25 protein-coding genes and 1 pseudogene are annotated in these 23,693 nt (G+C 54.9%); 15 read left to right on the top strand and 11 right to left on the bottom strand.

Features of this window, described 5'->3' with window-relative positions:
- Positions 1 to 91 precede the first annotated feature (91 nt).
- Positions 92 to 483: pseudogene (locus tag L379_RS0124095) on the bottom strand (DUF933 domain-containing protein); the annotation flags it as partial.
- A 104-nt stretch (positions 484 to 587) separates the two neighbouring features.
- Between L379_RS0124095 and L379_RS10425 the strand changes: the two are divergent.
- The 3 genes from L379_RS10425 to L379_RS26315 all read left to right on the top strand — a co-directional run bounded on the left by L379_RS10425 (position 588) and on the right by L379_RS26315 (position 1,959).
- Positions 588 to 791: a hypothetical protein gene (locus tag L379_RS10425; RefSeq protein WP_032653883.1), complete on the top strand. Its 204-nt coding sequence runs from the start codon at positions 588 to 590 to the stop codon at positions 789 to 791.
- 94 nt (positions 792 to 885) lie between these two features.
- The gene (locus L379_RS10430) at positions 886 to 1,113 is read left to right on the top strand and encodes a hypothetical protein (protein WP_006812592.1); all 228 of its coding nucleotides are present in this window, start codon (positions 886 to 888) and stop codon (positions 1,111 to 1,113) included.
- Between the two features lie 696 nt (positions 1,114 to 1,809).
- A complete protein-coding gene (locus tag L379_RS26315; protein ID WP_226877271.1) occupies positions 1,810 to 1,959 on the top strand; it encodes a hypothetical protein in 150 nt (49 codons plus the stop codon).
- 335 nt (positions 1,960 to 2,294) lie between these two features.
- On the opposite strand, the gene ychF is transcribed toward L379_RS26315, so the two are convergent.
- Both ychF and pth read right to left on the bottom strand, forming a co-directional pair.
- Positions 2,295 to 3,389 carry a redox-regulated ATPase YchF gene (gene ychF, locus L379_RS10435; RefSeq protein ID WP_003856650.1) on the bottom strand — a complete coding sequence of 365 codons (1,095 nt, stop codon included), beginning with the start codon at positions 3,387 to 3,389 and terminating at the stop codon, positions 2,295 to 2,297.
- A 126-nt stretch (positions 3,390 to 3,515) separates the two neighbouring features.
- Positions 3,516 to 4,100 carry an aminoacyl-tRNA hydrolase gene (gene pth, locus L379_RS10440; protein WP_006810922.1) on the bottom strand — a complete coding sequence of 195 codons (585 nt, stop codon included), beginning with the start codon at positions 4,098 to 4,100 and terminating at the stop codon, positions 3,516 to 3,518.
- Positions 4,101 to 4,374: 274 nt separating this feature from the next.
- Here pth and ychH point away from each other — a divergent pair, with 274 nt between their 5' ends.
- Both ychH and L379_RS10450 read left to right on the top strand, forming a co-directional pair.
- Positions 4,375 to 4,650, top strand: coding sequence for a stress-induced protein YchH (gene ychH / locus L379_RS10445; protein ID WP_003856655.1), 276 nt, complete (start codon positions 4,375 to 4,377; stop codon positions 4,648 to 4,650).
- 119 nt (positions 4,651 to 4,769) lie between these two features.
- Positions 4,770 to 5,828 (top strand): MerR family transcriptional regulator, encoded by a 1,059-nt coding sequence (locus L379_RS10450; protein ID WP_032653877.1) that lies wholly within the window; start codon positions 4,770 to 4,772, stop codon positions 5,826 to 5,828.
- Here L379_RS10450 and dauA read toward each other — a convergent pair.
- The 4 genes from dauA to lolB form a co-directional block, all read right to left on the bottom strand.
- The gene (gene dauA, locus L379_RS10455; RefSeq protein WP_032653874.1) at positions 5,814 to 7,493 is read right to left on the bottom strand and encodes a C4-dicarboxylic acid transporter DauA; all 1,680 of its coding nucleotides are present in this window, start codon (positions 7,491 to 7,493) and stop codon (positions 5,814 to 5,816) included. The genes L379_RS10450 and dauA overlap by 15 nt on opposite strands.
- A 124-nt stretch (positions 7,494 to 7,617) precedes the next feature.
- Positions 7,618 to 8,565 (bottom strand): ribose-phosphate diphosphokinase, encoded by a 948-nt coding sequence (prs, locus tag L379_RS10460; RefSeq protein WP_003856663.1) that lies wholly within the window; start codon positions 8,563 to 8,565, stop codon positions 7,618 to 7,620.
- Positions 8,566 to 8,690: 125 nt separating this feature from the next.
- Positions 8,691 to 9,560: a 4-(cytidine 5'-diphospho)-2-C-methyl-D-erythritol kinase gene (gene ispE, locus L379_RS10465; RefSeq protein WP_032653871.1), complete on the bottom strand. Its 870-nt coding sequence runs from the start codon at positions 9,558 to 9,560 to the stop codon at positions 8,691 to 8,693.
- Complete coding sequence (lolB, locus tag L379_RS10470; protein ID WP_003856665.1) at positions 9,557 to 10,168, bottom strand: lipoprotein insertase outer membrane protein LolB; 612 nt, start codon at positions 10,166 to 10,168, stop codon at positions 9,557 to 9,559. Before lolB ends, ispE begins: the two co-directional genes overlap by 4 nt.
- Before the next feature lie 201 nt (positions 10,169 to 10,369).
- Between lolB and hemA the strand changes: the two genes are divergently transcribed.
- The 6 genes from hemA to kdsA are packed head-to-tail and all read left to right on the top strand — an operon-like array spanning position 10,370 to position 15,673.
- Positions 10,370 to 11,626 (top strand): glutamyl-tRNA reductase, encoded by a 1,257-nt coding sequence (hemA, locus tag L379_RS10475; protein ID WP_003856666.1) that lies wholly within the window; start codon positions 10,370 to 10,372, stop codon positions 11,624 to 11,626.
- Positions 11,627 to 11,667: 41 nt separating this feature from the next.
- Entirely contained in the window at positions 11,668 to 12,750 is a 1,083-nt protein-coding gene (gene prfA / locus L379_RS10480) for a peptide chain release factor 1 (RefSeq protein ID WP_003856667.1), read from the top strand.
- Positions 12,750 to 13,580 (top strand): peptide chain release factor N(5)-glutamine methyltransferase, encoded by an 831-nt coding sequence (gene prmC / locus L379_RS10485; protein WP_032653868.1) that lies wholly within the window; start codon positions 12,750 to 12,752, stop codon positions 13,578 to 13,580. Before prfA ends, prmC begins: the two co-directional genes overlap by 1 nt.
- The gene (sirB2, locus tag L379_RS10490) at positions 13,577 to 13,969 is read left to right on the top strand and encodes an invasion regulator SirB2 (protein ID WP_017384257.1); all 393 of its coding nucleotides are present in this window, start codon (positions 13,577 to 13,579) and stop codon (positions 13,967 to 13,969) included. Before prmC ends, sirB2 begins: the two co-directional genes overlap by 4 nt.
- A gap of 3 nt (positions 13,970 to 13,972) precedes the next feature.
- Positions 13,973 to 14,782: an invasion regulator SirB1 gene (gene sirB1 / locus L379_RS10495; RefSeq protein WP_006810913.1), complete on the top strand. Its 810-nt coding sequence runs from the start codon at positions 13,973 to 13,975 to the stop codon at positions 14,780 to 14,782.
- 36 nt (positions 14,783 to 14,818) lie between these two features.
- Positions 14,819 to 15,673 (top strand): 3-deoxy-8-phosphooctulonate synthase, encoded by an 855-nt coding sequence (kdsA, locus tag L379_RS10500; RefSeq protein ID WP_032653866.1) that lies wholly within the window; start codon positions 14,819 to 14,821, stop codon positions 15,671 to 15,673.
- Positions 15,674 to 15,788: 115 nt separating this feature from the next.
- Here kdsA and chaA read toward each other — a convergent pair whose 3' ends face one another.
- Entirely contained in the window at positions 15,789 to 16,889 is a 1,101-nt protein-coding gene (gene chaA, locus L379_RS10505) for a sodium-potassium/proton antiporter ChaA (RefSeq protein WP_003856672.1), read from the bottom strand.
- A 268-nt stretch (positions 16,890 to 17,157) separates the two neighbouring features.
- On the opposite strand from chaA, the gene chaB reads away from it, so the two are divergent.
- The gene (gene chaB / locus L379_RS10510; protein ID WP_003856674.1) at positions 17,158 to 17,388 is read left to right on the top strand and encodes a putative cation transport regulator ChaB; all 231 of its coding nucleotides are present in this window, start codon (positions 17,158 to 17,160) and stop codon (positions 17,386 to 17,388) included.
- A 177-nt stretch (positions 17,389 to 17,565) separates the two neighbouring features.
- Positions 17,566 to 18,261, top strand: a complete 696-nt coding sequence (locus L379_RS10515; protein ID WP_017384255.1) for a gamma-glutamylcyclotransferase — start codon at positions 17,566 to 17,568, stop codon at positions 18,259 to 18,261.
- 30 nt (positions 18,262 to 18,291) lie between these two features.
- Here the strand turns inward: L379_RS10515 and L379_RS10520 are convergent, their stop codons facing one another.
- The 3 genes from L379_RS10520 to L379_RS10530 form a co-directional block, all read right to left on the bottom strand.
- Entirely contained in the window at positions 18,292 to 18,531 is a 240-nt protein-coding gene (locus L379_RS10520) for a hypothetical protein (RefSeq protein ID WP_015570352.1), read from the bottom strand.
- A gap of 194 nt (positions 18,532 to 18,725) precedes the next feature.
- Entirely contained in the window at positions 18,726 to 20,510 is a 1,785-nt protein-coding gene (locus L379_RS10525; protein ID WP_032653863.1) for a methyl-accepting chemotaxis protein, read from the bottom strand.
- Positions 20,511 to 20,616: 106 nt separating this feature from the next.
- On the bottom strand, positions 20,617 to 20,970 hold the full coding sequence (locus L379_RS10530) for a DsrE/DsrF/TusD sulfur relay family protein (RefSeq protein ID WP_032653861.1): 354 nt from the start codon (positions 20,968 to 20,970) through the stop codon (positions 20,617 to 20,619).
- A 73-nt stretch (positions 20,971 to 21,043) separates the two neighbouring features.
- Between L379_RS10530 and nasR the strand changes: the two genes are divergently transcribed.
- Both nasR and L379_RS10540 read left to right on the top strand, forming a co-directional pair.
- Positions 21,044 to 22,216 carry a nitrate regulatory protein NasR gene (nasR, locus tag L379_RS10535; RefSeq protein WP_032653858.1) on the top strand — a complete coding sequence of 391 codons (1,173 nt, stop codon included), beginning with the start codon at positions 21,044 to 21,046 and terminating at the stop codon, positions 22,214 to 22,216.
- A 227-nt stretch (positions 22,217 to 22,443) separates the two neighbouring features.
- Positions 22,444 to 23,691: a CmpA/NrtA family ABC transporter substrate-binding protein gene (locus tag L379_RS10540; protein ID WP_023296759.1), complete on the top strand. Its 1,248-nt coding sequence runs from the start codon at positions 22,444 to 22,446 to the stop codon at positions 23,689 to 23,691.
- The last annotated feature ends 2 nt before the right edge of the window (positions 23,692 to 23,693 follow it).

The raw sequence follows: 23,693 nt of genomic DNA, 5'->3' as shown, positions 1-23,693 counted from the left end.
TTAAAGCTTGTGACTGCCGATATCATTCCTTTTGAACCCAGCATGAAAACAGAACTCTTAAACAATGTGTTTTAGCCACGCAATAAAAAAATCAAACGTTAAACAAGAAGTTCATCACGTCGCCATCTTTAACGATGTAATCTTTCCCTTCCGCACGCATCTTGCCTGCTTCTTTCGCACCTTGCTCACCCTTGTAGGTGATAAAGTCTTCAAACGCGATAGTCTGCGCACGAATGAAGCCTTTCTCGAAGTCGGAGTGGATCTTACCAGCCGCCTGAGGCACAGTCGCACCGACAGGGTTGGTTCACGCGCGCACTTCTTTCCGCCCGCGGTGAAGTAGGTTTGCAGGCTGAACATCTCATGGCCCGCGCGGATCACGCGGTTCAGACCCGGTTCGGCCATGAAATCTTCACGATCGGCGTCGTTCATTTCAGTGATATCAGATTCAACCGCGGCGCAAACCGCCACCACTACAGAATATTCACCGCTCGAAGATTTTGCTGAGAAGATCCCGCACAACCCCCTGACGCAGTCTTTGCTAAATTATTTAAAAATCACACTATTGAAAAATAAAAGATGGAAGTAATATGGATAAAATAATATTTAATAATTATGGAGTGATCCTTATCGAGAGAGAAGGGCGTTTATTTATTAGGTTTTATTCAGGGGGGATGGTTATGAAAGAGGAGGAGGAAGAAGTGAGTATTGATGCGGCTAAAAAAGTTCAAGTGAGTGAAAAAGATGCTTGTGAGGTTTTAATTTCTATCGAAAATAGAAAAAATAAAGTATAGACTTCATTTTTAATGAGCAACTATAGGTCAGCGACAAAGAAGGCGCATCTAATTATATTGGTGATTTTTACATAAAAACAGTAGAGTAATCTAAATGTATTTTTTAGAAAGAAAAGATGCAGAGAAAATGCTCTTTGAATTCTTAAAGAGAACTTTAATAAAAGAATCTGATATCGATGAGTTAATGAGCATGGCAATTAAACATGAGTCCGGCCCTCCTATGAAAGGCATAATGTTTAAATATGATAAAATGGAGAGAAATGAACTCACCGCACAAGATAGAGATGACCTTAGTACATTGATGCATTTTTATGGTCCGTGATGAGATATATCAATTCTTTTCTTTTAAAATACTATAATTACAGAGGCAGGAAAGTTATCAATAATCAAACAGATGATATTTTTATTATTTCTCAGATAAAATATTCAATCCAAAACTAAATTCAAGGTTGTTTTCTTAATAAAAAATTCCTCAAACATCAATGGAGTCTCGAGGCCGTTTTAAAAAGTGAAGCAAGCATCAATATCAAAAAATTCAACATCATCCATGTATAAAAAACATTTTTATTGAGAGCGAACATGATCGCTGACTTCAGGTTTTCCAGAGAAAAAACATGCTCGAATGGATCTTCTCTTCAAGAACTATAAGTCTAAACATACCTCGCTTATATGCCGCCATGGTCGATCCTGCACGCCAATTAGTCTTTGCGATAAGCGAACCAGAACTATTACCAACCGTTTTAAAATCTTCAATGCAGAGGGCGGAGAGCTATTATTGTCTGCACCGCCTGAAAAGGCTTATTTCTATTACTTAACATTAAATTTGTCGAAGGAAGTCGTTGTTATCTGTAGTTTCGCAGTTCAACAAAATGGCTGGTATGATTGGTTTTATTCCTTTGATATGGTTCATAACACGTTGTCTCGATCAGGACCTGCGTACTAAATTCGCTATTAATAATAAAAGTTATATTGGCCCACAGGAAAAATCACAATATTTCCAATGAAGGAGCATTGTTCCATGAAAGACCTTGAAAACCCAAAAATTGAATCTGAAATTAACTCCTTTGTTGAACAAGGAAACGAGTTTCACGATGATAAAAAATACGTCGAGGCTTTAGAGCAATACCAAAAAGTCTGGCAAGCTCTTCCTGAGCCAAAGTTCGAATAGGAACTCGCCAACTGGATCGCTGCCTGCATGTACAGCGCATGTTTTGATCTCGCGGATTACGCTGAGGCAAAGAAATGGGGAGAGACGACATTACGGACACGTGGATCGGATATAGACACTGCACCCTTAATCGATCTCGGCATGGTCTGTTATGAGTTGAATCAATTCGAGGAAGCGTATAAATATTTTAACGATGCTTATAACTACGGCAAAGAGCGTGCGTTTCAGGATAGACCTAAAAAATATCTAGAGTTCTATCTGCGCAAAAGGGGATAAGTTCGTTACTCTATAAAAAAATCCACGCCAAAGCGTGGATTTTTTTCATTCAAAACAAATCAAACGTTAAACAAGAAGTTCATCACGTCGCCATCTTTAACGATGTAATCTTTCCCTTCCGCACGCATCTTGCCTGCTTCTTTCGCGCCTTGCTCACCCTTGTAGGTGATGAAGTCTTCAAACGCGATAGTCTGCGCACGAATGAAGCCTTTCTCGAAGTCGGTGTGGATCTTACCGGCCGCCTGAGGCGCGGTCGCACCGACAGGGATGGTCCACGCACGCACTTCTTTCACGCCAGCGGTGAAGTAGGTTTGCAGATTCAGCAGCTCATAGCCCGCGCGGATCACGCGGTTCAGGCCCGGCTCTTCCAGACCCAGCTCGGCCATAAACTCTTCACGATCGGCGTCGTCCAGCTCTGCAATATCAGATTCAACGGCAGCGCAAACCGCTACCACTACAGAACCTTCAGCCGCGGCAATTTCACGTACTTTGTCCAGATACGGGTTGTTCTCGAAACCGTCTTCGTTAACGTTGGCGATGTACATGGTTGGCTTCAGGGTCAGGAAGCTCAGGTATTTGATCGCCGCTTTGTCTTCGTCAGTCAGGTTTTTCAGCGCGCGCAGCATGCCGGCATTTTCCAGCTGTGGCAGACATTTTTCCAGCGCAGCCAGTTCCGCTTTCGCGTCTTTGTCGCCGCCTTTGGCTTTCTTCTGCACGCGGTGAATGGCGCGCTCGCAGGTGTCGAGGTCAGAGAGGGCCAGCTCGGTGTTGATGACGTCGATGTCGTCAGCCGGATCCACTTTGTTGTTAACGTGGATAATGTTGTCGTTCTCGAAGCAGCGCACAACGTGGCCGATCGCTTCGGTTTCACGGATGTTGGTCAGGAACTGGTTGCCCAGGCCTTCACCTTTGGATGCGCCTTTTACCAGGCCCGCGATGTCCACGAACTCCATGGTGGTTGGCAGAATGCGCTGCGGCTTCACGATTTCCGCGAGCTGGTCCAGACGCGGATCGGGCATAGGAACAACACCGGTGTTCGGCTCGATGGTACAGAACGGGAAGTTCGCCGCTTCAATACCTGCTTTGGTGAGCGCGTTGAACAGGGTGGATTTGCCCACGTTTGGCAGACCGACGATACCGCATTTGAATCCCATTTCTAAATCACCTTAATATCTTGATAATCAATACGTTAACGATAACCGATTGAAGAAAAGTAAATAACTACGCCTATTATACACGTAACCCGCGCGACGCGCGGTAAAAAAGCCCCAGGGCGCCGATTATTGCGCTTTGAAAGCGTGCAGTCGATTGGTGGCTTTCGTCAGGCCATCCTGAAGCCAAATCTCGGTGCAGCGGGCCGCTTCGTCCACCGCTTCGTCAATCAACTTCTGCTCAGAAACCGGGGGTTTACCCAGTACGAAACCAACAACTTTGTTTTTATCGCCCGGATGGCCGATTCCCACGCGCAAACGGTGGAAATTAGGGTTATTACCCAGTTTGCTGATGATGTCTTTAAGACCGTTGTGGCCGCCATGACCGCCGCCCAGTTTGAATTTCGCCACGCCTGGCGGCAGGTCCAGTTCGTCGTGGGCCACCAGGATCTCATCCGGATTGATGCGATAAAACGTTGCCATGGCCGCCACGGCTTTGCCGCTCAGGTTCATAAAGGTGGTTGGCACCAGCAACCGCACGTCAGCACCCGCAAGATTGATGCGTGAGGTATACCCGTAAAACTTGGGTTCTTCACGCAGGGGAGCGCGCAAACGCTCCGCCAGCAGATCAACATACCAGGCACCGGCGTTATGGCGGGTAGCGGCATACTCTGCGCCCGGATTGGCGAGGCCGACAATCAGTTTAATCGTCACGATTTACTTCCTAATGGGTTCCAGATCTGGCGCGTAGTTTACTGTCTGGCGCGCCGCTTGACAAAGTTCTGCCTGCGGTACACCGAAATGCGAATAATTTCCTCTTTGAACAATTAGAATTTCAAGCTGTTCAATGTCTTATTTGTAAATTTTTGTCCGGGGGTGATCTGTAAATGTGATCATTCACGCAACTCATATAAGAGGCGTTGTCTATACTTTACACACAAGGAGAAGGGGCTTTTCCCCTGACAACCCAAAGTTCCGGAGGTGACATATGAAACGCAAAAACGCTTCAATGCTCGGTAACGTGCTAATGGGGTTGGGACTGTTCGTGATGGTCGCCGGTGTCGGTTATTCAATCTTAAATCAATTACCGCAGCTTGACCTTCCACAATACTTTGCGCATGGCGCGGTGCTGAGTATCTTCCTAGGTGCGGTATTGTGGCTCGCCGGGGCGCGCGTGAGCGGACATGAGGAAGTCTGCGATAAATACTGGTGGGTGCGCCATTACGATAAACGATGCCGCCGCGACCAGCGCAAGCATAGCTAGTGCCCCATAAAGAACACCGAAACGACTTCATCTGAAGTCGTTTTTTTTGCATGACGCATTGACCCTCACGTAACGTAAGGCTCCAGAGTAACGACACTGGCAGAACAAAAGGAGCCGTTATGTTGATACAGGTGGGTGAACTGGCGAAACGTGCCGGGATCACCGTGCGGACTTTGCATCACTACGAGCAAACAGGGCTGTTGTTACCTTCTGCCAGAAGCGCGGCAGGCTACCGGCTTTATAACCTGGCGGATGTGCAGCGTCTGCATATGATCCAGACGCTGGCAAAAGCCGGGCTGGAGCTTGCCGAAATCAGGGATTTTCTGGAACAGCGTTCGCTGTCATTAGCCGAATTACTCGACGGGCAAATCACTCTGCTGGACAAGCAACTGCGTAGTATCCATACGCTGCGCAACCGGCTGGTGGAGTTGCGTACCGGGCTGACCGACGATGCGACGCCGGATCTGGAATCCTGGCTACAGACTCTGGAGTTAATGAATATGTACGATCGCTGGTTTAGCAAAGAAGAGTTGCAGCAACTGCCGTTTGCGGTAGAGAAAGAGGCGCTGGCGGATATCTGGTCGGGGCTGGTGACGGAGGTTAAACACTTGCTGGAACAGAACGTCAGCGTCACGGACGCGCGGGCGACCGATTTGGCTTCACGGTGGATGGAACGCCTGGAGCAGGATACCGCAGGCAAACCGGAATTTTTGACCCGTCTGAACGAGATGCACAGCGTGGAGCCGCAGATGCAGGAGCAAACCGGCATTACGCCGGAGATAACTGATTACATCACGCGGGCGTTTGCCGAATCAAAGCTCAGCATCTGGGAGAAATATCTCACTGCCGAAGAGATGGCCTTTACCCGGGCGCACTACTTTGACCGGATGATGGAATGGCCGCCGCTGGTGGCGAAGCTGCATCAGGCGCAGCGGGATAATCTCAGTCCCGCTTCTGACGATGCGCAAAAGCTGGCAGAAAACTGGCTGGTTTTATTCCAGTCCTATGCGGGAACAAACCCGCAGACCCAGCAAAAATTTCGCCTCGCCATGCAGCAGGAGCCGCATCTGATGAAAGGCACGTGGATGACGCCTGCCGTGCTTGAATGGCTCCAGCAGGCGATCGGGGTGATGATGCAAAGACGCGTCTCTGCATCAGATGACTCACAGATCCGCTAACGCAGCTTCACGGTTAGGGTAGAAGGACAATCGGCCAGGGATCGGCTGCACGCCCGCGCGCGCCATGGTGCGCAGGGGCTGGAATTCGAGGTTACTTATCCGCAGCTCGCAGCCTTCCGGCAGGCGGGCAACAAAGCGCTGGAAGGCATCCAGACCGCCGGCATCCAGCACCGGGACGGCATCCCATTTCAGCACCACAATCCGTTTGCCCGCGATGCGGGATTCCAGATCGCTGAACAGACCTTCCGCCGCGGCGAAGAACAGCGGGCCAATCACGCGCAGCACCAGCACATCGTCAGGCACCTCAACGTTAACCGGGGAGAGACGTGTCATCTGCGCGATGCGGCGCATAAACAGCAGCGAGGCCAGCACAATGCCGACGCTGATGGCGATAACCATATCGAACAGTACGGTCAGCGACATGCAGATCAGCATCACGATAATGTCGTCTTTCGGCGCGCGGCGCAGCAGGTTAACCACCTTATGCGCCTCACTCATGTTCCAGGCCACCATCAGGAGCAGCGCAGCCATGGCCGAGAGCGGAAGCCATGAAAGCAGCGGGGCAAGGATCAGCAGCGCCATGATCACCAGCAGGGAGTGAATGACCGCCGAAACCGGTGATGTCGCGCCCGCACGCACGTTCGCGGCGGAACGGGCAATCGCAGCCGTAGCGGTAATACCGCCGAAGAACGGTGCAACGATGTTCCCCAAGCCCTGGCCGACCAGCTCGCTGTTGGCTTTGTGCTTAGTGCCGGTCATGCCGTCGAGCACGACGGCGCAGAGCAGGGATTCAATCGCGCCCAGCATTGCCATGGAGAATGCGGCAGGCAGCAGAGCGCGAAGGGAATCCCAGCTTAGGGTGAAGCTTGAGCCCGGCATGTCCCACGGCAGAACCAGCTGCGGCAGCAGCTGCGGAATGCCGCTGCCCTGTGAGCCGTCCGCCAGAATATAGTGGAACTGGGAGCCAATGGTGGCGACCTGTCCACCGAGCAGGTTGACAACGCCCATCACCGCGCAGCCCAGCAGCAGAGCGGGCAGATGCCCCGGGAGACGAATGCCTAAGCGAGGCCAGACGATAAGTGTGCCGAGGGTAACGATGCCAATGGCTGCATCGCCCAGGTTGGCCGTCGGCAACGCCATAAACAGCGCGCCCACTTTCTGTAAATAGTGCTCCGGAACATGGGCCATTTGCAGGCCGAGGAAATCCTTAATCTGCATGGTCCCGATGGTAATCCCAATCCCCGAGGTGAACCCCAGCGTTACGGAAAGGGGAATATATTCAATCAGGCGACCAAAGCGGGACAGACCAAACAGAATTAAAAAGATGCCGGACATTAGGGTGGCAACCAGCAGGCCTGCCAGACCAAACTGTTGGGAAACCGGGTAGAGGATCACCACAAAGGCGGCAGTCGGGCCGGAGACGCTGAAGCGGGACCCGCCCGTCAGCGCAATCACAATCCCCGCAACGGCCGAGGTGTACAGCCCGTACTGCGGCGCGACGCCGCTACCAATCGCCAGCGCCATCGCCAGCGGGATGGCAATAATCCCGACGGTGATCCCGGCTATCAGGTCACGAACAAAGCGTGACGATGTGTATTTCTCTTTCCAGCAGGCGTCGATGAGGGCGCGAAAGGGCAGAACATGTGAGGAGGTTACGTTTTTCACAATTATCTATCATCCGTGTGCGCATCATCTGTCATGTGAATGGCAGGTGAAGGAGGCATAAGTCATACAAATAAATACTATAAACAAAAAAACCCGCCGTAGCGGGTTTTTTGGCCGTGTTCGATCAGTGTTCGAACATTGCAGAGATCGATTCTTCGTTGCTGATACGACGAATCGCTTCGGCCAGCATCCCGGACAGAGTCAACGTACGCACGTTTGGCAGCGCTTTGATCTCGTCGCTCAGTGGAATGGTATCGCACACCACAACTTCGTCAATGACGGAGTTACGGAGGTTGTTTACCGCATTGCCGGAGAAGATCGGGTGAGTGGCGTAAGCGAATACGCGTTTCGCACCACGCTCTTTCAGCGCTTCAGCGGCTTTACACAGCGTACCGCCGGTATCGATCATGTCGTCCACCAACACGCAGTCGCGGCCAGCCACGTCACCGATGATGTGCATCACCTGAGAAACGTTAGCGCGCGGACGGCGTTTGTCGATGATCGCCATGTCGGTATCGTTCAGCAGCTTCGCGATAGCACGCGCACGTACCACGCCGCCGATGTCCGGAGAAACCACAATCGGGTTGTCCAGATTCAGTTGCAGCATGTCTTCCAGCAGGATTGGGCTGCCGAATACGTTATCAACCGGCACGTCGAAGAAGCCCTGGATCTGCTCTGCGTGGAGGTCAACCGTCAGTACGCGGTCAACGCCGACGCTGGACAGGAAGTCAGCGACAACTTTAGCGGTGATTGGCACACGCGCGGAACGGACGCGACGGTCCTGACGTGCATAGCCAAAGTAAGGAATAACAGCAGTGATACGGCCAGCAGAAGCACGACGCAGCGCGTCGACCATAACAACCAATTCCATCAGGTTGTCATTCGTTGGAGCACAGGTGGACTGGATGATGAAAATATCACCACCGCGTACATTTTCGTTAATTTGTACGCTGACTTCGCCGTCGCTAAAGCGACCTACAGCGGCGTCGCCGAGGGAAGTGTACAGGCGGTTGGCAATACGTTGTGCTAGTTCCGGGGTGGCGTTACCAGCAAAAAGCTTCATATCAGGCACGAGAAGAACCTCAGGCATGCGTCCAGTGGTGGATAGCGTTCGCCGCAAACTGCGGGGCCTAAGCAAACGCTATCCAGGCGGTGTATTAAAGAGCGCGATGCAACGTCTGGAACAGGGTGACGTTGTCACCGAAACTCAGTCTGCGCCAGAATGGCCTGCTGTAGGGGGGAGGTGTTCATCCCGCGTGCTACAAAACCATGCAGCCAAACCGGCGCTTGCTCAAGCACCTGACGGGCGGCGGTTTCGGTGTCAAATTCAGCAAAGACACAGGCCCCTGTACCGGTCAGGCGCGACGGCGCGTATTCTAACAGCCAGGAAAGCACCGCATCAACCTCGCGAAAACGTTTTCTTGCGATATCCTCGCAATCGTTGCTGAATTCACAATTTAATAACGTTTTTATTGACCGTGCCGGGGTATTTCTTTTCAGGTCAGGATCTTTAAAGATGACCGGGGTAGGAATGCTCACGCCGGGGTGAACGATCAGATACCATTTTTCCGGCGGATCGACCGGCGTGAGGATTTCACCGACACCTTCAGCGAACGCCGCGTGGCCGCGCACAAACACCGGTACATCGGCGCCCAGCGTCAACCCTAACGCTGCCAGTTCGTCCGTCGTCAGACCGCTGCCCCAGAGGTGGTTAAGCGCCACCAGTACAGTCGCGGCGTTTGATGAGCCGCCGCCAAGACCGCCGCCCATCGGCAGGCGTTTGTCGATACGGATATCCGCACCGCTTCCCGCCGGCAGACGACCCGACGACGACGCCGTGTTCATCAGCAGGCGGGCAGCGCGCACGATCAGGTTATCGTCATGCGCCACGCCGTCGACCGGCGTCAGCAGGCAAATCTGCCCGTCCTGACGCGGTTCGATGGAGATGGTGTCGCCGTAATCGACAAACTGAAACAGCGTTTGCAGGGTGTGATAGCCGTCAGCGCGCTGCCCGGTAATGTAGAGAAACAGGTTCAGTTTTGCGGGAGAGGGCCAGTGGGTCATCATTTAACGATCCAGTTGTCCATTTTCAGCTTGATACGCTGGCTACCCTGCGTCAGCTCCATATTGGACGGCAGCGACGGTTGCGTCTTGCTGTCATACGCGCTGTACACCACTTTCCAGGTTTTACCGCCCTGGGTGTAGTTCACCTGGCTCAGACGGTATTGATCGTCGAGCGTATAGTCGGTCGCATCACCCGGCAGGCCAAGGATCCACTGGCGCAGACTATTGAGCGGAATCGGCATCCCGGTCAGCTTGCCAATCATCTCTTCGGCGTCGGTTGCCGTGTAGTGCTGGCCTTTGTTATCGGTGATCTGCGCTTCGCCAGGCTTCGCGTTCAGCTCCAGTTCGGTGCTGCCCAGAGGGTTCAGCAGCAGCAGGCGATAGTTGTCCTGACCCGTTTGCTGCCAGAAGAAGCGAGCGTAAACTTTTTGTTCGTCAGAGAGATATGCAAATGCACCGCGGGTCTGATACTGGCTTAATTTCAACACGTCCTGCTGGTGCTGACGCCACTGCGGTGAGTCAGGGCTTTTGCCCGGGCCTTTCGGCTGATGAACGGAACAGGCGGTCAGAACCAGGGCCGCCAGAGGCAGCAGGCGAATCATTCGGGTCATAATGATGACAAATCCTTGAGATACGTTGCAGTTATAACTGTTAATGCTAGCGTTGAAGGGTGCCACCGTCTACGTTCAAATTATCTCAAAGCGTGGCGTAAGCTATTACTCCGAAAGGGGGCAGTCTCTTTTATTGATCTCGCGCATCCTGTATGATGCGTCCTGCTAACCTTATTAACGCTGGTACTACTCCCGCTCAACATGACCCTATTAGCACTCGGTATTAACCACAAAACGGCCCCGGTTTCACTGCGAGAACGCGTTACGTTTTCGCCGGATACGCTCGACCTGGCGCTGGACAGCCTGCTTGCACAGCCGATGGTGCAGGGGGGCGTGGTGCTGTCGACGTGCAACCGTACCGAGCTGTATTTGAGCGTAGAAGAGCAGGACAACCTGCACGAGGCGCTGATCCGCTGGCTGTGTGACTACCACAACCTCAACGAAGAAGAGCTGCGCAACAGCCTGTACTGGCATCAGGATAACGATGCGGTCAGCCATCTGATGCGTGTGGCCAGCGGTCTGGATTCGCTGGTGCTGGGCGAGCCGCAGATCCTCGGCCAGGTGAAAAAAGCCTTCGCGGATTCCCAGAAAGGGCATCTGAAAGCCAGCGAACTGGAGCGAATGTTCCAGAAGTCATTCTCCGTGGCGAAGCGTGTGCGAACCGAAACCGACATTGGCGCCAGTGCGGTTTCGGTTGCTTTCGCGGCCTGTACCCTTGCCCGTCAAATTTTTGAATCCCTGTCGACCGTCACCGTACTGCTGGTGGGAGCGGGCGAAACCATCGAGCTGGTGGCGCGCCATCTTCGCGAACACAAGGTGAAGAAGATGATCATCGCCAACCGCACCCGCGAACGTGCGCAGGTGCTGGCAGATGAAGTGGGCGCTGAGGTGATTGCGCTGAGCGACATCGATGAACGTCTGAAAGAGGCGGACATTATTATCAGTTCTACCGCCAGCCCGCTGCCGATTATCGGGAAAGGGATGGTCGAGCGTGCGCTGAAATCCCGCCGCAATCAGCCGATGCTGCTGGTGGATATCGCCGTTCCGCGTGATGTCGAACCGGAAGTGGGCAAACTGGCGAACGCCTACCTGTACAGCGTGGATGATCTGCAAAGCATCATTTCGCACAACCTTGCCCAGCGTAAGGCGGCGGCTGTGCAGGCGGAAACCATCGTTGAACAGGAAACCAGCGAATTTATGGCCTGGCTGCGCGCGCAAAGCGTCAGCGAGACCATCCGCGAATACCGCGGTCAGGCGGAGCAGGTGCGTGATGACCTGACGGCCAAAGCGTTAGCGGCCCTTGAACAGGGCGGCGACGCGCAGGCGATTATGCAGGATTTAGCCTGGAAACTGACCAACCGCCTGATCCATGCCCCAACCAAATCTCTTCAGCAGGCTGCCCGTGACGGGGACGATGAACGCCTGACTATTCTGCGCAACAGCCTCGGGCTGGAATAGCGCCCTATACCCATTTTCTAAGACAAGGTGCATTTACGCCTATGAAGCCTTCTATCGTCGCTAAACTGGAAGCTCTGCACGAGCGCCATGAAGAAGTCCAGGCGCTGCTCGGTGATGCCGGGACCATTGCCGACCAGGAACGTTTTCGCGCGCTGTCGCGTGAATACGCGCAGTTAAGTGATGTTTCTAAATGCTTTACCGACTGGCGACAGGTCCAGGAAGATATCGAAACCGCGCAGATGATGCTCGACGATCCTGAGATGCGCGAGATGGCGCAGGAAGAGTTACAGGATGCGAAAGCGCGTTCAGAAGAGATGGAGCAGCAGCTTCAGGTGCTTCTGCTGCCGAAAGATCCGGACGATGAGCGTAACGCCTTTGTGGAAGTCCGCGCCGGTACCGGCGGCGACGAAGCGGCGCTGTTCGCCGGGGATCTGTTCCGTATGTACAGTCGTTATGCCGAATCCCGTCGCTGGCGCGTGGAGATCATGAGCGCCAACGAAGGCGAGCATGGCGGCTACAAAGAGGTTATCGCCAAGATCAGCGGCGACGGCGTGTACGGTCGACTGAAATTTGAATCCGGCGGTCACCGCGTGCAGCGCGTGCCTGCGACAGAATCTCAGGGACGCATTCATACGTCAGCCTGTACGGTGGCGGTGATGCCGGAGCTGCCGGAAGCGGAACTGCCGGATATCAACCCGGCGGATCTGCGCATCGACACCTTCCGCTCTTCAGGGGCAGGTGGTCAGCACGTTAACACCACCGACTCCGCTATCCGTATTACTCACCTGCCCACCGGGATTGTGGTTGAGTGTCAGGATGAACGTTCCCAGCACAAGAACAAGGCTAAAGCGTTATCCGTGCTGGGCGCCCGTATCCACGCGGCTGAAATGGCGAAACGCCAGCAGGCGGAAGCCTCTACCCGCCGTAACCTGCTGGGCAGCGGCGATCGTAGCGACCGTAACCGTACCTATAACTTCCCGCAGGGTCGCGTAACCGACCATCGCATCAACCTGACGCTCTACCGTCTGGATGAGGCGATGGAAGGCAAGCTCGATATGCTGATTGAGCCTATCGTGCAGGAATACCAGGCCGACCAGCTGGCGGCACTGTCCGAGCAGGATTAATGGATTTTCAGCGCTGGTTACGCCATGCCGCCAGTGAGCTTTCTGCAAGTGAAAGCCCGAAGCGCGACGCCGAAATTCTGCTTGAGCATGTGACGGGTAAAGCCCGCACATATCTGCTGGCCTTCGGCGAAACCGCGCTGACCGCTGAACAGCAATCGCAGCTGGAGGCGCTGCTTGCCCGCCGTAAAACCGGCGAGCCGGTGGCGCATCTGGTTGGCGAACGCGAGTTCTGGTCGCTTCCGCTGTACGTTTCAGCGGCCACGCTGATCCCGCGCCCGGACACCGAGTGTCTGGTGGAGCAGGCGCTGGCGCGGTTACCGGCGCAGCCGTGTCAGATCCTCGATCTCGGTACTGGCACCGGCGCGATTGCGCTGGCGCTTGCCAGCGAGCGACCGGACTGCACCGTGACGGCGGTAGACGTGATGCCGGATGCGGTCGCCCTCGCGCAGCGCAACGTTGAACGGCTGGGGCTGAACAATGTTTCCGTTCTGCAAAGCAGCTGGTTTGCCGCGCTTGAAAGCCGCATGTTCGAAATGATTGTCAGCAATCCGCCCTACATCGACGAAGACGATCCGCATCTCGCGCAGGGCGACGTGCGTTTTGAACCGTTGACCGCGCTGGTCGCTGCGAATCAGGGACTTGCGGATCTCGATCACATTGTGACAACGTCACGGCAACATTTGCTTCCCGGTGGCTGGCTGCTGGTGGAACATGGCTGGACGCAGGGAGAGGCGGTGCGAGCGCTGTTTACGCGTGCCGGATACGCTGCGGTGGAAACCTGCCGGGATTACGGCGGCAATGAACGTCTGACGCTGGGGCTGTGGTCATGAGCCTGTTTACGCTGCTGATCTCCGTTCACCTGGTTTCCGTTGCCCTGACCATCGGCTTTTTCATTGCCCGCTACTGGTGGCGCTACAGCAACAATCCGCTGATTAACGCCCGCTGGGTACGCATCGCCCCACACTGTATCGACACGGTGCTGTTCCTTTCCGGAGCCGGGTTAATGTGGAAGACCGGCTATCTGCCATTTACTGATAAAGGCGCATGGCTGACTGAAAAGCTGTTTGGCGTTATCATCTACATCGTTTTGGGTTTTATCGCGCTTGGGCGTCATCGTCCGCGCAGCCAGCAGACAGGGTTTATCGCCTTTTTGCTGGGTCTGGTGGTGCTGTACATCATCATTAAACTCGCCACCACAAGAATACCGTTACTGGGGTAAGTCATGAGGTCCTTAGCCGATTTCGAATTTAACAAAGTGCCGCTCTGCGATGGTATGATCCTGATTTCAGAGATGATCCGCGACGATTTTACGTCACAGTACGTTTACGCTGAACTGGAGAATCTGGTCAGCCTGGCGCGCGAAGAGATCAATCAGGCACGTCCGCAGGACTGGCAATTAGAGAAGCTAATTGAGCTTTTCTACGGCGAATGGGGTTTCTGCGACACGCGAGGCGTGTACCGCCTGTCTGACGCACTGTGGCTGGACCAGGTGTTGAAAAATCGTCAGGGCAGCGCCGTCGCGTTGGGCGCCATTTTACTGTGGGTTGCGCACGAGCTGGATATTCCACTGGTGCCGGTCATTTTCCCGACGCAGATGATTTTGCGGGCGGAGTGGTTGGACGGTGAGATGTGGTTAATCAATCCGTTTAACGGCGACACGCTGGATGAGCATACGCTGGACGTCTGGCTGAAAGGCAACATCAGCCCGATAGCTGAGCTGTTCAATGAAGATCTCGATGAAGCCGATAACGCCGAAGTGATCCGTAAGCTCCTGGATACGCTGAAGTCTGCGCTGATGGAAGAGCGTCAGATGGAGCTGGCCCTGCGCGCAAGCGAAGTGCTGTTGCAGTTCAATCCGGAAGATCCGTACGAAATCCGCGACCGCGGCCTGATTTATGCGCAGCTCGACTGCGAGCACGTGGCGCTGAATGATTTGAATTATTTCGTCGAGCAATGTCCGGAAGACCCGATCAGCGAGATGATCCGCGCGCAGATCAACGCGATCGCGCATAAACACATTACACTGCATTAATCTTAATTCCGATTCACACCTGAATAAGGCGATCCTATGAAACAAAAAGTGGTTAGCATTGGTGATATCAACGTGGCAAACGACCTGCCGTTCGTGCTGTTTGGCGGTATGAACGTTCTGGAATCCCGCGATCTCGCTATGCGCATCTGCGAACACTACGTGACCGTGACCCAAAAGCTGGGCATCCCGTACGTGTTTAAAGCCTCTTTTGACAAAGCCAACCGCTCCTCCATTCACTCCTACCGTGGCCCGGGCCTGGAAGAGGGGATGAAGATTTTCCAGGAGCTGAAACAGACGTTTGGCGTGAAAGTGATCACCGACGTGCACGAAGCGTCTCAGGCACAGCCCGTGGCTGATGTGGTAGACGTGATTCAGCTTCCGGCGTTCCTCGCTCGCCAGACTGACCTGGTAGAAGCGATGGCGAAAACCGGTGCCGTGATTAACGTGAAAAAACCGCAGTTCGTGAGCCCAGGCCAGATGGGTAACATCGTTGACAAGTTTATCGAAGGCGGTAACGACCAGGTGATCCTGTGCGACCGTGGTTCAAACTTCGGTTATGACAACCTGGTTGTGGATATGCTGGGCTTCACCGTGATGAAGAACGTCTCTAACCAGTCTCCGGTGATTTTCGACGTGACCCACTCCCTGCAATGCCGCGACCCGTTTGGCGCCGCATCTGGCGGGCGTCGTGCGCAGGTGACCGAACTGGCCCGCGCCGGTATGGCAACCGGCCTGGCGGGTCTGTTCATTGAAGCGCACCCGGATCCGGCTAACGCGAAATGCGACGGTCCATCCGCGCTGCCGCTGGATAAGCTGGAGCCGTTCCTGAAACAGATCAAAGCGATTGACGATCTGGTGAAGAGCTTCGACGAGCTGGATACCAGCAACTAATAAAAAAACCCGCTTCGGCGGGTTTTTTTATGGGGCATATTGCCGGGTGGCGCTGCGCTTACCCGGCCTACAAAACCCGTAGGCCCTGCAAGCGAAGCGCCGCTGGGCAAAAAGGCTACGCAAATATCGTCATCAGATACGCAATAAACAGCGCCATATGCGCCGCGCCGTTCAGCACATTGGTGCGGCCGGTGGAGAAGGAAATCTGGCACAGCAGCAAGGATGCCACCATCACAATCATCTCTGGCGCACCCAGCGCAAACTGCAATTCATTCCCCGTCATAAAGGCAATCAGCGTCACCACCGGAACGGTAAGAGAGATGGTCGCCAGAACGGAGCCGAAGAACAGATTCATCGCCCGCTGCACCTGATTATTGAGCACCGCTTTCAGCGCTCCCAGACCTTCTGGCGACAGGATCAACAGGGCCACCAGGAAACCGGTAAAGGCGACCGGCGCGTTCAGTTCAGTTAACAGCGCCTCCAGCGGGTTCGCGTTCATCTTGGTGACCGCAATAACGGCAATCAGATGCACGATCAGCCAAACCGTATGCCACGCGCTGCTGTGCGCCGACGGCTTACCGTGATGCGGGTCATCGTCGTCGCCGTCGTCTTCATGCTCGTAAACAAACAGGCTCTGGTGCGTTTTGGTCTGGATCAGCAGGAACACGCCGTACATCGCCGCGGAAATCAGCGCCACCAGCAGCGCCTGGCCGGTGGTGAAATTTGCACCCGGCAGCGCCATCGGGAACACCAGCACAATAATCGCCAGCGGGAACAGGGCGATCAGGTACTGTTTAATGCCAAAGAGGTTCATGTACTGGGTGGCAAATTTGCGACCACCTAATAAAAGCGAAAAACCGACCAGGCCGCCGGTAACAATCATAATGATGGAGTAGAGCGTATCGCGCATTAGCGTTGGCGCGGCGTCGCCGGTGGCCATTAATGCGGAAATGAGACTGACCTCAAGAATCACCACCGAAAGGCTTAAAATTAATGAACCATACGGCTCTCCAAGACGGTGGGCTAAAACATCCGCATGGCGTACCACGCTAAATGCACTGGTTAAAATACCCACCAGAGCCAGAATATTGATCCCCACAACCACTGGCAATGACTGACTGCTTCCCCAGAAGAGCAGCACAGCCAGTGCCAGAACCGGGAAAATGAGAGAGGTCTCCTTGTGGCGGGTTTTTACCGCCTCGTGTGTTGCTGTCATGTGTTTCTCCAACAGTGCAGGTGCTTGTAATTATAGATAGATTTTGAGGGTATTAATTTAACAGAAATTTGTTAAATACCCTGTATTTTTTACTTAATTTTACCCTTTGTGATAATTTTTATGCCTGAGGCTTATAATGACTTATCTCCATAAAATAATTGTTTAATAACAATGCGTTGTATTTTTAAATTGTTTACTTATACCTGTCGAGTGGCACACTGGCGTATCGTCGTCCACACTTATCTTTTAGCCAAAAGAGAGGTTAACGATGCCATACAAATCGAAAAGCGAATTACCGGATAACGTGCAAAACGTATTGCCTGCCCACGCCCAGGATATCTACAAAGAAGCCTTTAACAGCGCCTGGGATCAGTACAAAGATAAAGAAGATCGCCGGGACGATGCCAGCCGTGAAGAGACGGCGCATAAGGTGGCCTGGGCCGCCGTGAAAAATGACTATGAGAAAGGGGACGATGATAAATGGCACAAAAAGAAATAGCCGCCAAATAACACGCTGCCTCCATTTTGACATTTCAGGCGGTTGACCTGCCGCTGTATTGCATCTGGCCCGCGAATTGCTTATCGTTGCTCAACTGCTGTTAAAATGAACAGCACAGAATGCCGGGAAGGCGCATTAAAGATGTCGCAAGGAAGCATGCAGTGGCGGAGGTGGAATGTGTTAACGCGTGATTTCTTGATGAAGGCAGATTGTAAGACGGCATTTGGTGCTATTGAGGAATCGCTTCTGTGGTCGGCTGAACAACGTGCGGCGTCGCTTGCGGCAACGCTGGCCTGCCGCCCGGATGATGGCCCGGTCTGGATTTTTGGTTACGGCTCGCTGATGTGGAACCCGGCGCTCGAATTTGTTGAATCAGCAACCGGAACGCTGCCAGGCTGGCACCGCGCCTTTTGTTTGCGCCTGACCGCCGGACGCGGCAGCGCGTGCCAGCCAGGACGCATGCTTGCACTAAAAGAGGGCGGGCGCACCACGGGCGTGGCATACCGGCTGCCGGATACCACGCTGGAAGATGAGCTGACGCTGCTGTGGAAGCGCGAGATGATCACCGGCTGCTATATGCCCAGCTGGTGCAAGCTGGAACTGGATGACGGGCGCACCGTCAACGCGCTGGTGTTCATTATGGATCCGCGCCATCCGCTGTATGAAGCCGACACCCGAACCCAGGTGATTGCCCCGCTGATTGCCGCCGCCAGTGGACCGCTGGGCACTAACGCCCAGTACCTTTTCTCGCTCGATCAGGAGCTGACGCGTCTCGGTATGCAGGACGACTGTCTGAGTGAGCTGGTGGTGAAGGTGAAAGCGCTGCTGGAAGGGAACCCGCTCAGCAATACGCTGCGGCCGGGTTTTGCCTGATAATACGCCCGGCTGGCCGGGCGTTTACGGTTAAGCCGCCACGTAACTTACGGAATGTTCGAGCGACTGGCTGTGGCTGTCGATCAGCACATCCCAGGTGCCGGTGTAAGGCACTGTCAGCCAGGCCTTATCGTCCTGGACGGTAAGGATATCTGCCTGCGATTGCTTCTGTCCTTTTGTACTCATCAGATGGATGCGACAACGCTCTGAGCAACGCACCACTACCGTATCCCCGCCAAACAGTTTCAGACTCGTTTTAACTCGTGCCATTTTATACCCCGTCGTTTTTGCCCATCCCGAGCGTGATGTTGTTCACAATTTACTCATTGCATAACACCAAAGGGGCAGGGGTGGGATGCTGATTTCGATCAAAAAATGGCGCAACGATTAAACAAAAATGACAAAATCCCTGAAACCTTTCAGCGGACGCGCGTTTACCCTGCTTAACGCGCGCCCGGGAAAAATTATATGCGGAAATGGCCAGCGGTCTCAGCAAGGTCGCCCGCCTGGCTTTGCAGCGCGCAGGCCGCCGCAGCAGACTGTACAACAAGCTCGGCGTTCTGCTGCACCATGCGATCCAGGTGAGTCACCGCGTGGTTAATCTCATGGATCCCTTTCATCTGCTCCCGGGTGGCAATGGATATTTCACGCATAATGCCAGACACGCTCCCGACGCTGGCGCGGATCTCATCCATGCTGTCGCCCGCAAGGTGCACAAACCGGGAGCCGGTAGCAACGCTTTCGGTAGTGGAGTCAATAAGGGATTTGATCTCTTTCGCTGCCTGAGCGCTGCGGCTGGCCAGGTTACGTACTTCCCCCGCAACGACCGCGAACCCACGGCCTTGTTCCCCGGCACGCGCCGCTTCCACCGAGGCGTTAAGCGCCAGGATATTGGTCTGGAAGGCGATGCCGTCAATGACGCTGGTGATATCGCCGATTTTCGCGGAAGCCAGTTCGATGGACTGCATGGTGCTGATGGCCTGAGCGACGACGTCGCCTCCACGGGATGCGGCGGCAGAGGCCTTGCTCGCCTGTTCATTCGCTTCTGCTGCCGACTCGTTTGACTGCGTGACGGAGGCCGTGATCTCTTCCACGGCGCTGGCGGTTTCGCGAAGGCTTGATGCCGCCTGCTCGGTACGCCCGGAAAGATCCTGATTACCCGCCGCGATCTCATGCGCGGCGTTTTTTACTGAGGCGCTGGCATCACGCAGCTGGACCATCACCACAGAAAGCTTATCGCTGAAGGCGTTAAACGCCTGCGCGATTTGCGCCACTTCATCGCCCCCCTTATCCGGCAGACGCTGCGACAGATCGTTAGTACCGTTGGCAATGCTGTTCATCGCGTCACGGATACCGGACAGCCGCTTAAGCAGGCGGGCAATCAGGAGATGCATGAGGGCACCGCTCAGCAGGGCGAGGATCGCCAGAGACAGTGCAGATGCTTTAAGCAATGACCGCATCCCGGCGGTGGCATCGCCGTTATCGAGCGCCACAACCAGCAGCCAGTGCGTCCCCGGTACGGCGGTGGCCAGGAACGTTTTTTCGCGTCCGTTAAACGTTCCGTCAACCAGGTTGCCGCTTTTCAGGGTGGCAAAATCGGTCCCTTTGATCGTCTCCGTAAAAGGCTTAAGCGTCAGCGCAGGATCGCTGCCGGCAATAACGGTGCCGTTGCTGTCCAGAAGCAGTCCGCTGCTGGCCGGAGTCGGGTGAATACCGCGCACGTTAGCCACCACGCTGTCCATCGCCACATCGCCCGCCACCACCGCTTTCAGGGCGCCTTGCTCTTTAACGGGTACCGCGAACGTCACCACCAGTTTCCCGGTGCCCGCGTCCACATAGGGTGCAGTCACTACCGGACCATCAGCGCTGACGGCCTGCTGATACCACGGGCGAAGGGTGGGATCGTAATCAGCGGGTACCCCGGTTGGGTCAGAAAATTTAGCCGTTTTGCTGGCATAACCCACGTAGACGTTGGTGAATCCACCCGCCAGCGCAAGCTGTTTAAACACCGGAACCGGATCGTCGCTGAGCGCGACTGGCTGCGCCGAGGTGATGACGGTCATTTTGCTGTTTACCCAGTCGGCAATCGCCATGTTGTGGCTGGCGCTGGTGCTGGTCAGAATATCGCGCTGCGACTGCTGGTTATCCTGGCGCGTGACCTGAAAGTTAATAATGGTATTAAGAAGAAGGGCGACGACCAGACAGCCTGTCGTCGCGGCAATGATGCGGGCGCGAATGGATCTGAACATAAGTGTAATACCTGCTGTGTTGTTTCCATGCCTATCGGCAACGGCGCAGGTAAACTTGATGCTGAAACCGCGTCCATAAGAAAATAATATTTTTGGCGGGTTATTATTAAAAAGTTAATACTTTATCGGCGGAAAGCGTCCATTCAGCCAGCTCCAGCAGCGTGCCAATTTCCACGCCATCAATCAGCGGCAGCCCGGTAATGCCGCGCCCGTCGGTACAGGTTTTGCACAGTTTGACCGGAACGTTTTGCGCGGTCAGGATCTCCAGCATTTGTTGAATATTGTAGCCTTCTGCCGGTTTCTGCCCCTTCAGCCCGGCCGTGACGGCGTCGGACATCAAAAAGAGGCGCAGCTCCAGCTCACTCTCCTTATCGCGCAGCGCGATTGCCAGGCGCAGGCTGTTAAAAAGGGATTCACTGCCGTAGGCCGCACCGTTGGCGACGATCACAATCTTCTGCATGTTGACTCCTGTTCTTTGAAAAGGCACGAATATTGCTTCTCGTACCGAAGAATACGTATCGGGGAGAGAAACGATGACGATAGTGGCTGGCAGTTCCCCTGGCGCAACCGAATGGTTCCAGCGTGCGAGAATGTTGCGCGAGGAACAGCTCGGCAGACTGGCGCAGCTGGGCGCACTGGTGAACGGCATCAGTCGTCTGGTGCATATGCTACAGTGCGAGCGCGGTGCGTCAAATGTCTGGCTCTGCTCTCAGGGCAAATTGTACGCGCCTGAATGCAAGGCCAGCAGGGCCCTGGTGGATGAAAACCTTGCCGCATTGCACCTTCAGTTTAACGAACCGCTGCCGGGCAGCGCCCTCTGCGAACGCATTGCCAGCGCACTGCACTGCCTTGAGACGCTAACGGTGCTGCGTGATGGCGTTACAGGTCAACGCGTCACCGCGCCGCAAGCGATGGAACACTACAGCCGCATACTGCGTCATTTGCTCAGTATCGTACCTCAACTCAGCGACAGCATTGACGATCCGCACATCGCGGGCCGATTTGTGGCCCTTTACAGCCTGATGCAGGGCAAAGAACTTGTGGGACAAGAGCGGGCGCTGGGGGCTATTGGTTTCACCCAGGGATTCTTTGACGATGAAACCCGCCAGCGGCTGGTGGATCGCATTGATGGCCAGCAGGCCTGCTTTGAGGTTTTTATCTCCCATTGCACTCCAGACGTGCAGGAGACGTTTATCCTCAACTGCCAGCCGGGTCTGGAGACTGAAAAACTCAGGCGTGAAGCGTGCACCCGCCAGCCTCCGGCAGATAACGGCGATACCGCCCTCAAATGGTTTGCCCTGCAAACCGCGCGCCTTGAGCACCTGCGCACGCTGGAGGAGGTGGCAATTGCCGATCTGATGACGGCAGTTGAGGAGCGTCGCTATAGCGAAAACCTGCACGCAGGCGATGAGCACGACGATATCCTGGCGCGATTTCCTGACAGACCGCTGCTGTCGCTGGTGCGCCAGCAGGCGCGTGAAATTGAGCAACTCTCCCGTCAACTTGCTTCCCTGCGCGACACGCTGGAGGAGCGTAAGACCATCGACAAAGCCAAAAGCGTGCTGATGACGCACCAGAACATGAGCGAGGAGCAGGCGTGGACCGCCCTGCGCAAAATGGCGATGGATAAAAACCAACGCATGGTAGATATCGCCCGTGCGCTGCTTACGGTGAAAAATCTGTGGAAGGTACCCCCTGGGGAGTAGTTGCACAGTCAGTGGGCATTTTATGCCTGATTGGGGTGCGTAAAACAGCGCTCCTCTTGCAGAAACCCCGTAACGCCGGGGATGAAAAGCTGGCATTACCTTTGCATTAACAGATTAACCATTTTCGACGATGCGCCAACGGCGGTGCATGCGTCTTCGGGATAAAGGCGTCCAGCGGTGCTTCAGCACCGTCGGGCGCTTTTTTTTGCCTTTTTTCAGGAGCAATTATGGCGGATTTGTCGAGACGGCGGTTATTGCAGGCCAGCATGCTGGCGAGTGGTGCGATGCTGTTGCCGGGTGTCATGCAGGCCGCATGGGCGGCGGGGTCAGATAAGCCGGAGCAGGATACCGTGCGTATCGGGTTTATCCCCCTGACCGACTGCGCGCCCGTGGTTATCGCGGCCCTGAAAGGGTTCGATAAAAAACACGGCATTACCATTGTACCGACCAAAGAGGCGAGCTGGGCGGCGGTGCGCGACAAGCTGGTGGCGGGCGAGCTGGACGCTGCGCACATTCTTTACGGCCTGCTGTACGGTCTGGAGCTGGGTATCGCGGGCAAGCCGCAGCAGATGGCGAACCTGATGACCCTCAACCAGAACGGACAAGCCATTACGCTCTCCAGCGATCTGGCGGAGAAGGGCGTTCGTGACCTCGACGGACTGAAAAAGCTGATTGCGCAGCAGGCGCCGGGAACCTACACCTTCGCGCATACCTTCCCGACGGGAACGCACGCCATGTGGCTCTACTACTGGCTGGCCAGCGCGGGGATTAACCCGTTTGACGACGTGCGCACCGTGGTGGTGCCGCCGCCGCAGATGGTGATGAACATGCGCATTGGCAACATGGTCGGGTTTTGCGTTGGCGAGCCGTGGAACGCGCGGGCGATTAACGACCGCATCGGGTTTACCGCCGCCACGTCGCAGTCCATCTGGGCTGATCACCCGGAAAAGATCCTCGGCACCCGACGCGACTGGGTGGCGAAAAATCCGCACACCGCACGGGCGCTGGTGAGCGCGGTGATGGAAGCCGCGCGCTGGATCGAGGCGTCAGCGGAAAACAAACGCGAAACCGCGCAGATCCTCTCGCGCCGCGCCTGGCTCAACTGCAAGGAACAGTATCTCACCGGACGCATGCTCGGCGAGTACGACAACGGCGTCGGTCAGCGCTGGCAGGATGCACACCCGATCCGTTTCTTCAACGAGGGTGCCGTGAGCTACCCGTATCTCTCCGACGGGATGTGGTTCTTAACCCAGTTCCGCCGCTGGGGCTTGCTCAACGCCGCGCCGGATTACGCGGGCATTGCACAGCGCATTAACCAGACCGCGGTCTGGCAGGATGCCGCGACCGCCGTGGGCGGCATGTCCACACCGTCATCACCGTATCGCAGCAGCACCCTGATGGACGGCACCGTCTGGAACGGCACCGATCCGGAAGGGTACGCCAACCGCTTCGCCATTCACCGTAAAGGGGCCTGAGT

This window comes from Enterobacter sp. MGH 33 (genome assembly GCF_000534535.1).
GTDB lineage: Bacteria > Pseudomonadota > Gammaproteobacteria > Enterobacterales > Enterobacteriaceae > Enterobacter > Enterobacter hormaechei_C.
Note: the sequence above shows the minus strand (reverse complement) of the source record. Positions and strands in the feature narration are given on the sequence as shown.

What these genes read in the sequence shown, in the direction of transcription:
- L379_RS10530 (WP_032653861.1), bottom strand. Translation starts at nt 20,970, where the DNA reads ATGCAGAAGATTGTGATCGTCGCCAACGGTGCGGCCTACGGCAGTGAA.
- prmC (WP_032653868.1), top strand. Translation starts at nt 12,750, where the DNA reads ATGGATTTTCAGCGCTGGTTACGCCATGCCGCCAGTGAGCTTTCTGCA.
- kdsA (WP_032653866.1), top strand. Translation starts at nt 14,819, where the DNA reads ATGAAACAAAAAGTGGTTAGCATTGGTGATATCAACGTGGCAAACGAC.
- L379_RS26315 (WP_226877271.1), top strand. Translation starts at nt 1,810, where the DNA reads ATGAAAGACCTTGAAAACCCAAAAATTGAATCTGAAATTAACTCCTTT.
- ispE (WP_032653871.1), bottom strand. Translation starts at nt 9,560, where the DNA reads ATGATGACCCACTGGCCCTCTCCCGCAAAACTGAACCTGTTTCTCTAC.
- L379_RS10540 (WP_023296759.1), top strand. Translation starts at nt 22,444, where the DNA reads ATGGCGGATTTGTCGAGACGGCGGTTATTGCAGGCCAGCATGCTGGCG.
- nasR (WP_032653858.1), top strand. Translation starts at nt 21,044, where the DNA reads ATGACGATAGTGGCTGGCAGTTCCCCTGGCGCAACCGAATGGTTCCAG.
- L379_RS10425 (WP_032653883.1), top strand. Translation starts at nt 588, where the DNA reads ATGGATAAAATAATATTTAATAATTATGGAGTGATCCTTATCGAGAGA.
- L379_RS10520 (WP_015570352.1), bottom strand. Translation starts at nt 18,531, where the DNA reads ATGGCACGAGTTAAAACGAGTCTGAAACTGTTTGGCGGGGATACGGTA.
- sirB1 (WP_006810913.1), top strand. Translation starts at nt 13,973, where the DNA reads ATGAGGTCCTTAGCCGATTTCGAATTTAACAAAGTGCCGCTCTGCGAT.
- chaB (WP_003856674.1), top strand. Translation starts at nt 17,158, where the DNA reads ATGCCATACAAATCGAAAAGCGAATTACCGGATAACGTGCAAAACGTA.
- lolB (WP_003856665.1), bottom strand. Translation starts at nt 10,168, where the DNA reads ATGACCCGAATGATTCGCCTGCTGCCTCTGGCGGCCCTGGTTCTGACC.
- L379_RS10430 (WP_006812592.1), top strand. Translation starts at nt 886, where the DNA reads ATGTATTTTTTAGAAAGAAAAGATGCAGAGAAAATGCTCTTTGAATTC.
- ychF (WP_003856650.1), bottom strand. Translation starts at nt 3,389, where the DNA reads ATGGGATTCAAATGCGGTATCGTCGGTCTGCCAAACGTGGGCAAATCC.
- L379_RS10450 (WP_032653877.1), top strand. Translation starts at nt 4,770, where the DNA reads ATGTTGATACAGGTGGGTGAACTGGCGAAACGTGCCGGGATCACCGTG.
- ychH (WP_003856655.1), top strand. Translation starts at nt 4,375, where the DNA reads ATGAAACGCAAAAACGCTTCAATGCTCGGTAACGTGCTAATGGGGTTG.
- hemA (WP_003856666.1), top strand. Translation starts at nt 10,370, where the DNA reads ATGACCCTATTAGCACTCGGTATTAACCACAAAACGGCCCCGGTTTCA.
- sirB2 (WP_017384257.1), top strand. Translation starts at nt 13,577, where the DNA reads ATGAGCCTGTTTACGCTGCTGATCTCCGTTCACCTGGTTTCCGTTGCC.
- L379_RS10525 (WP_032653863.1), bottom strand. Translation starts at nt 20,510, where the DNA reads ATGTTCAGATCCATTCGCGCCCGCATCATTGCCGCGACGACAGGCTGT.
- prfA (WP_003856667.1), top strand. Translation starts at nt 11,668, where the DNA reads ATGAAGCCTTCTATCGTCGCTAAACTGGAAGCTCTGCACGAGCGCCAT.
- chaA (WP_003856672.1), bottom strand. Translation starts at nt 16,889, where the DNA reads ATGACAGCAACACACGAGGCGGTAAAAACCCGCCACAAGGAGACCTCT.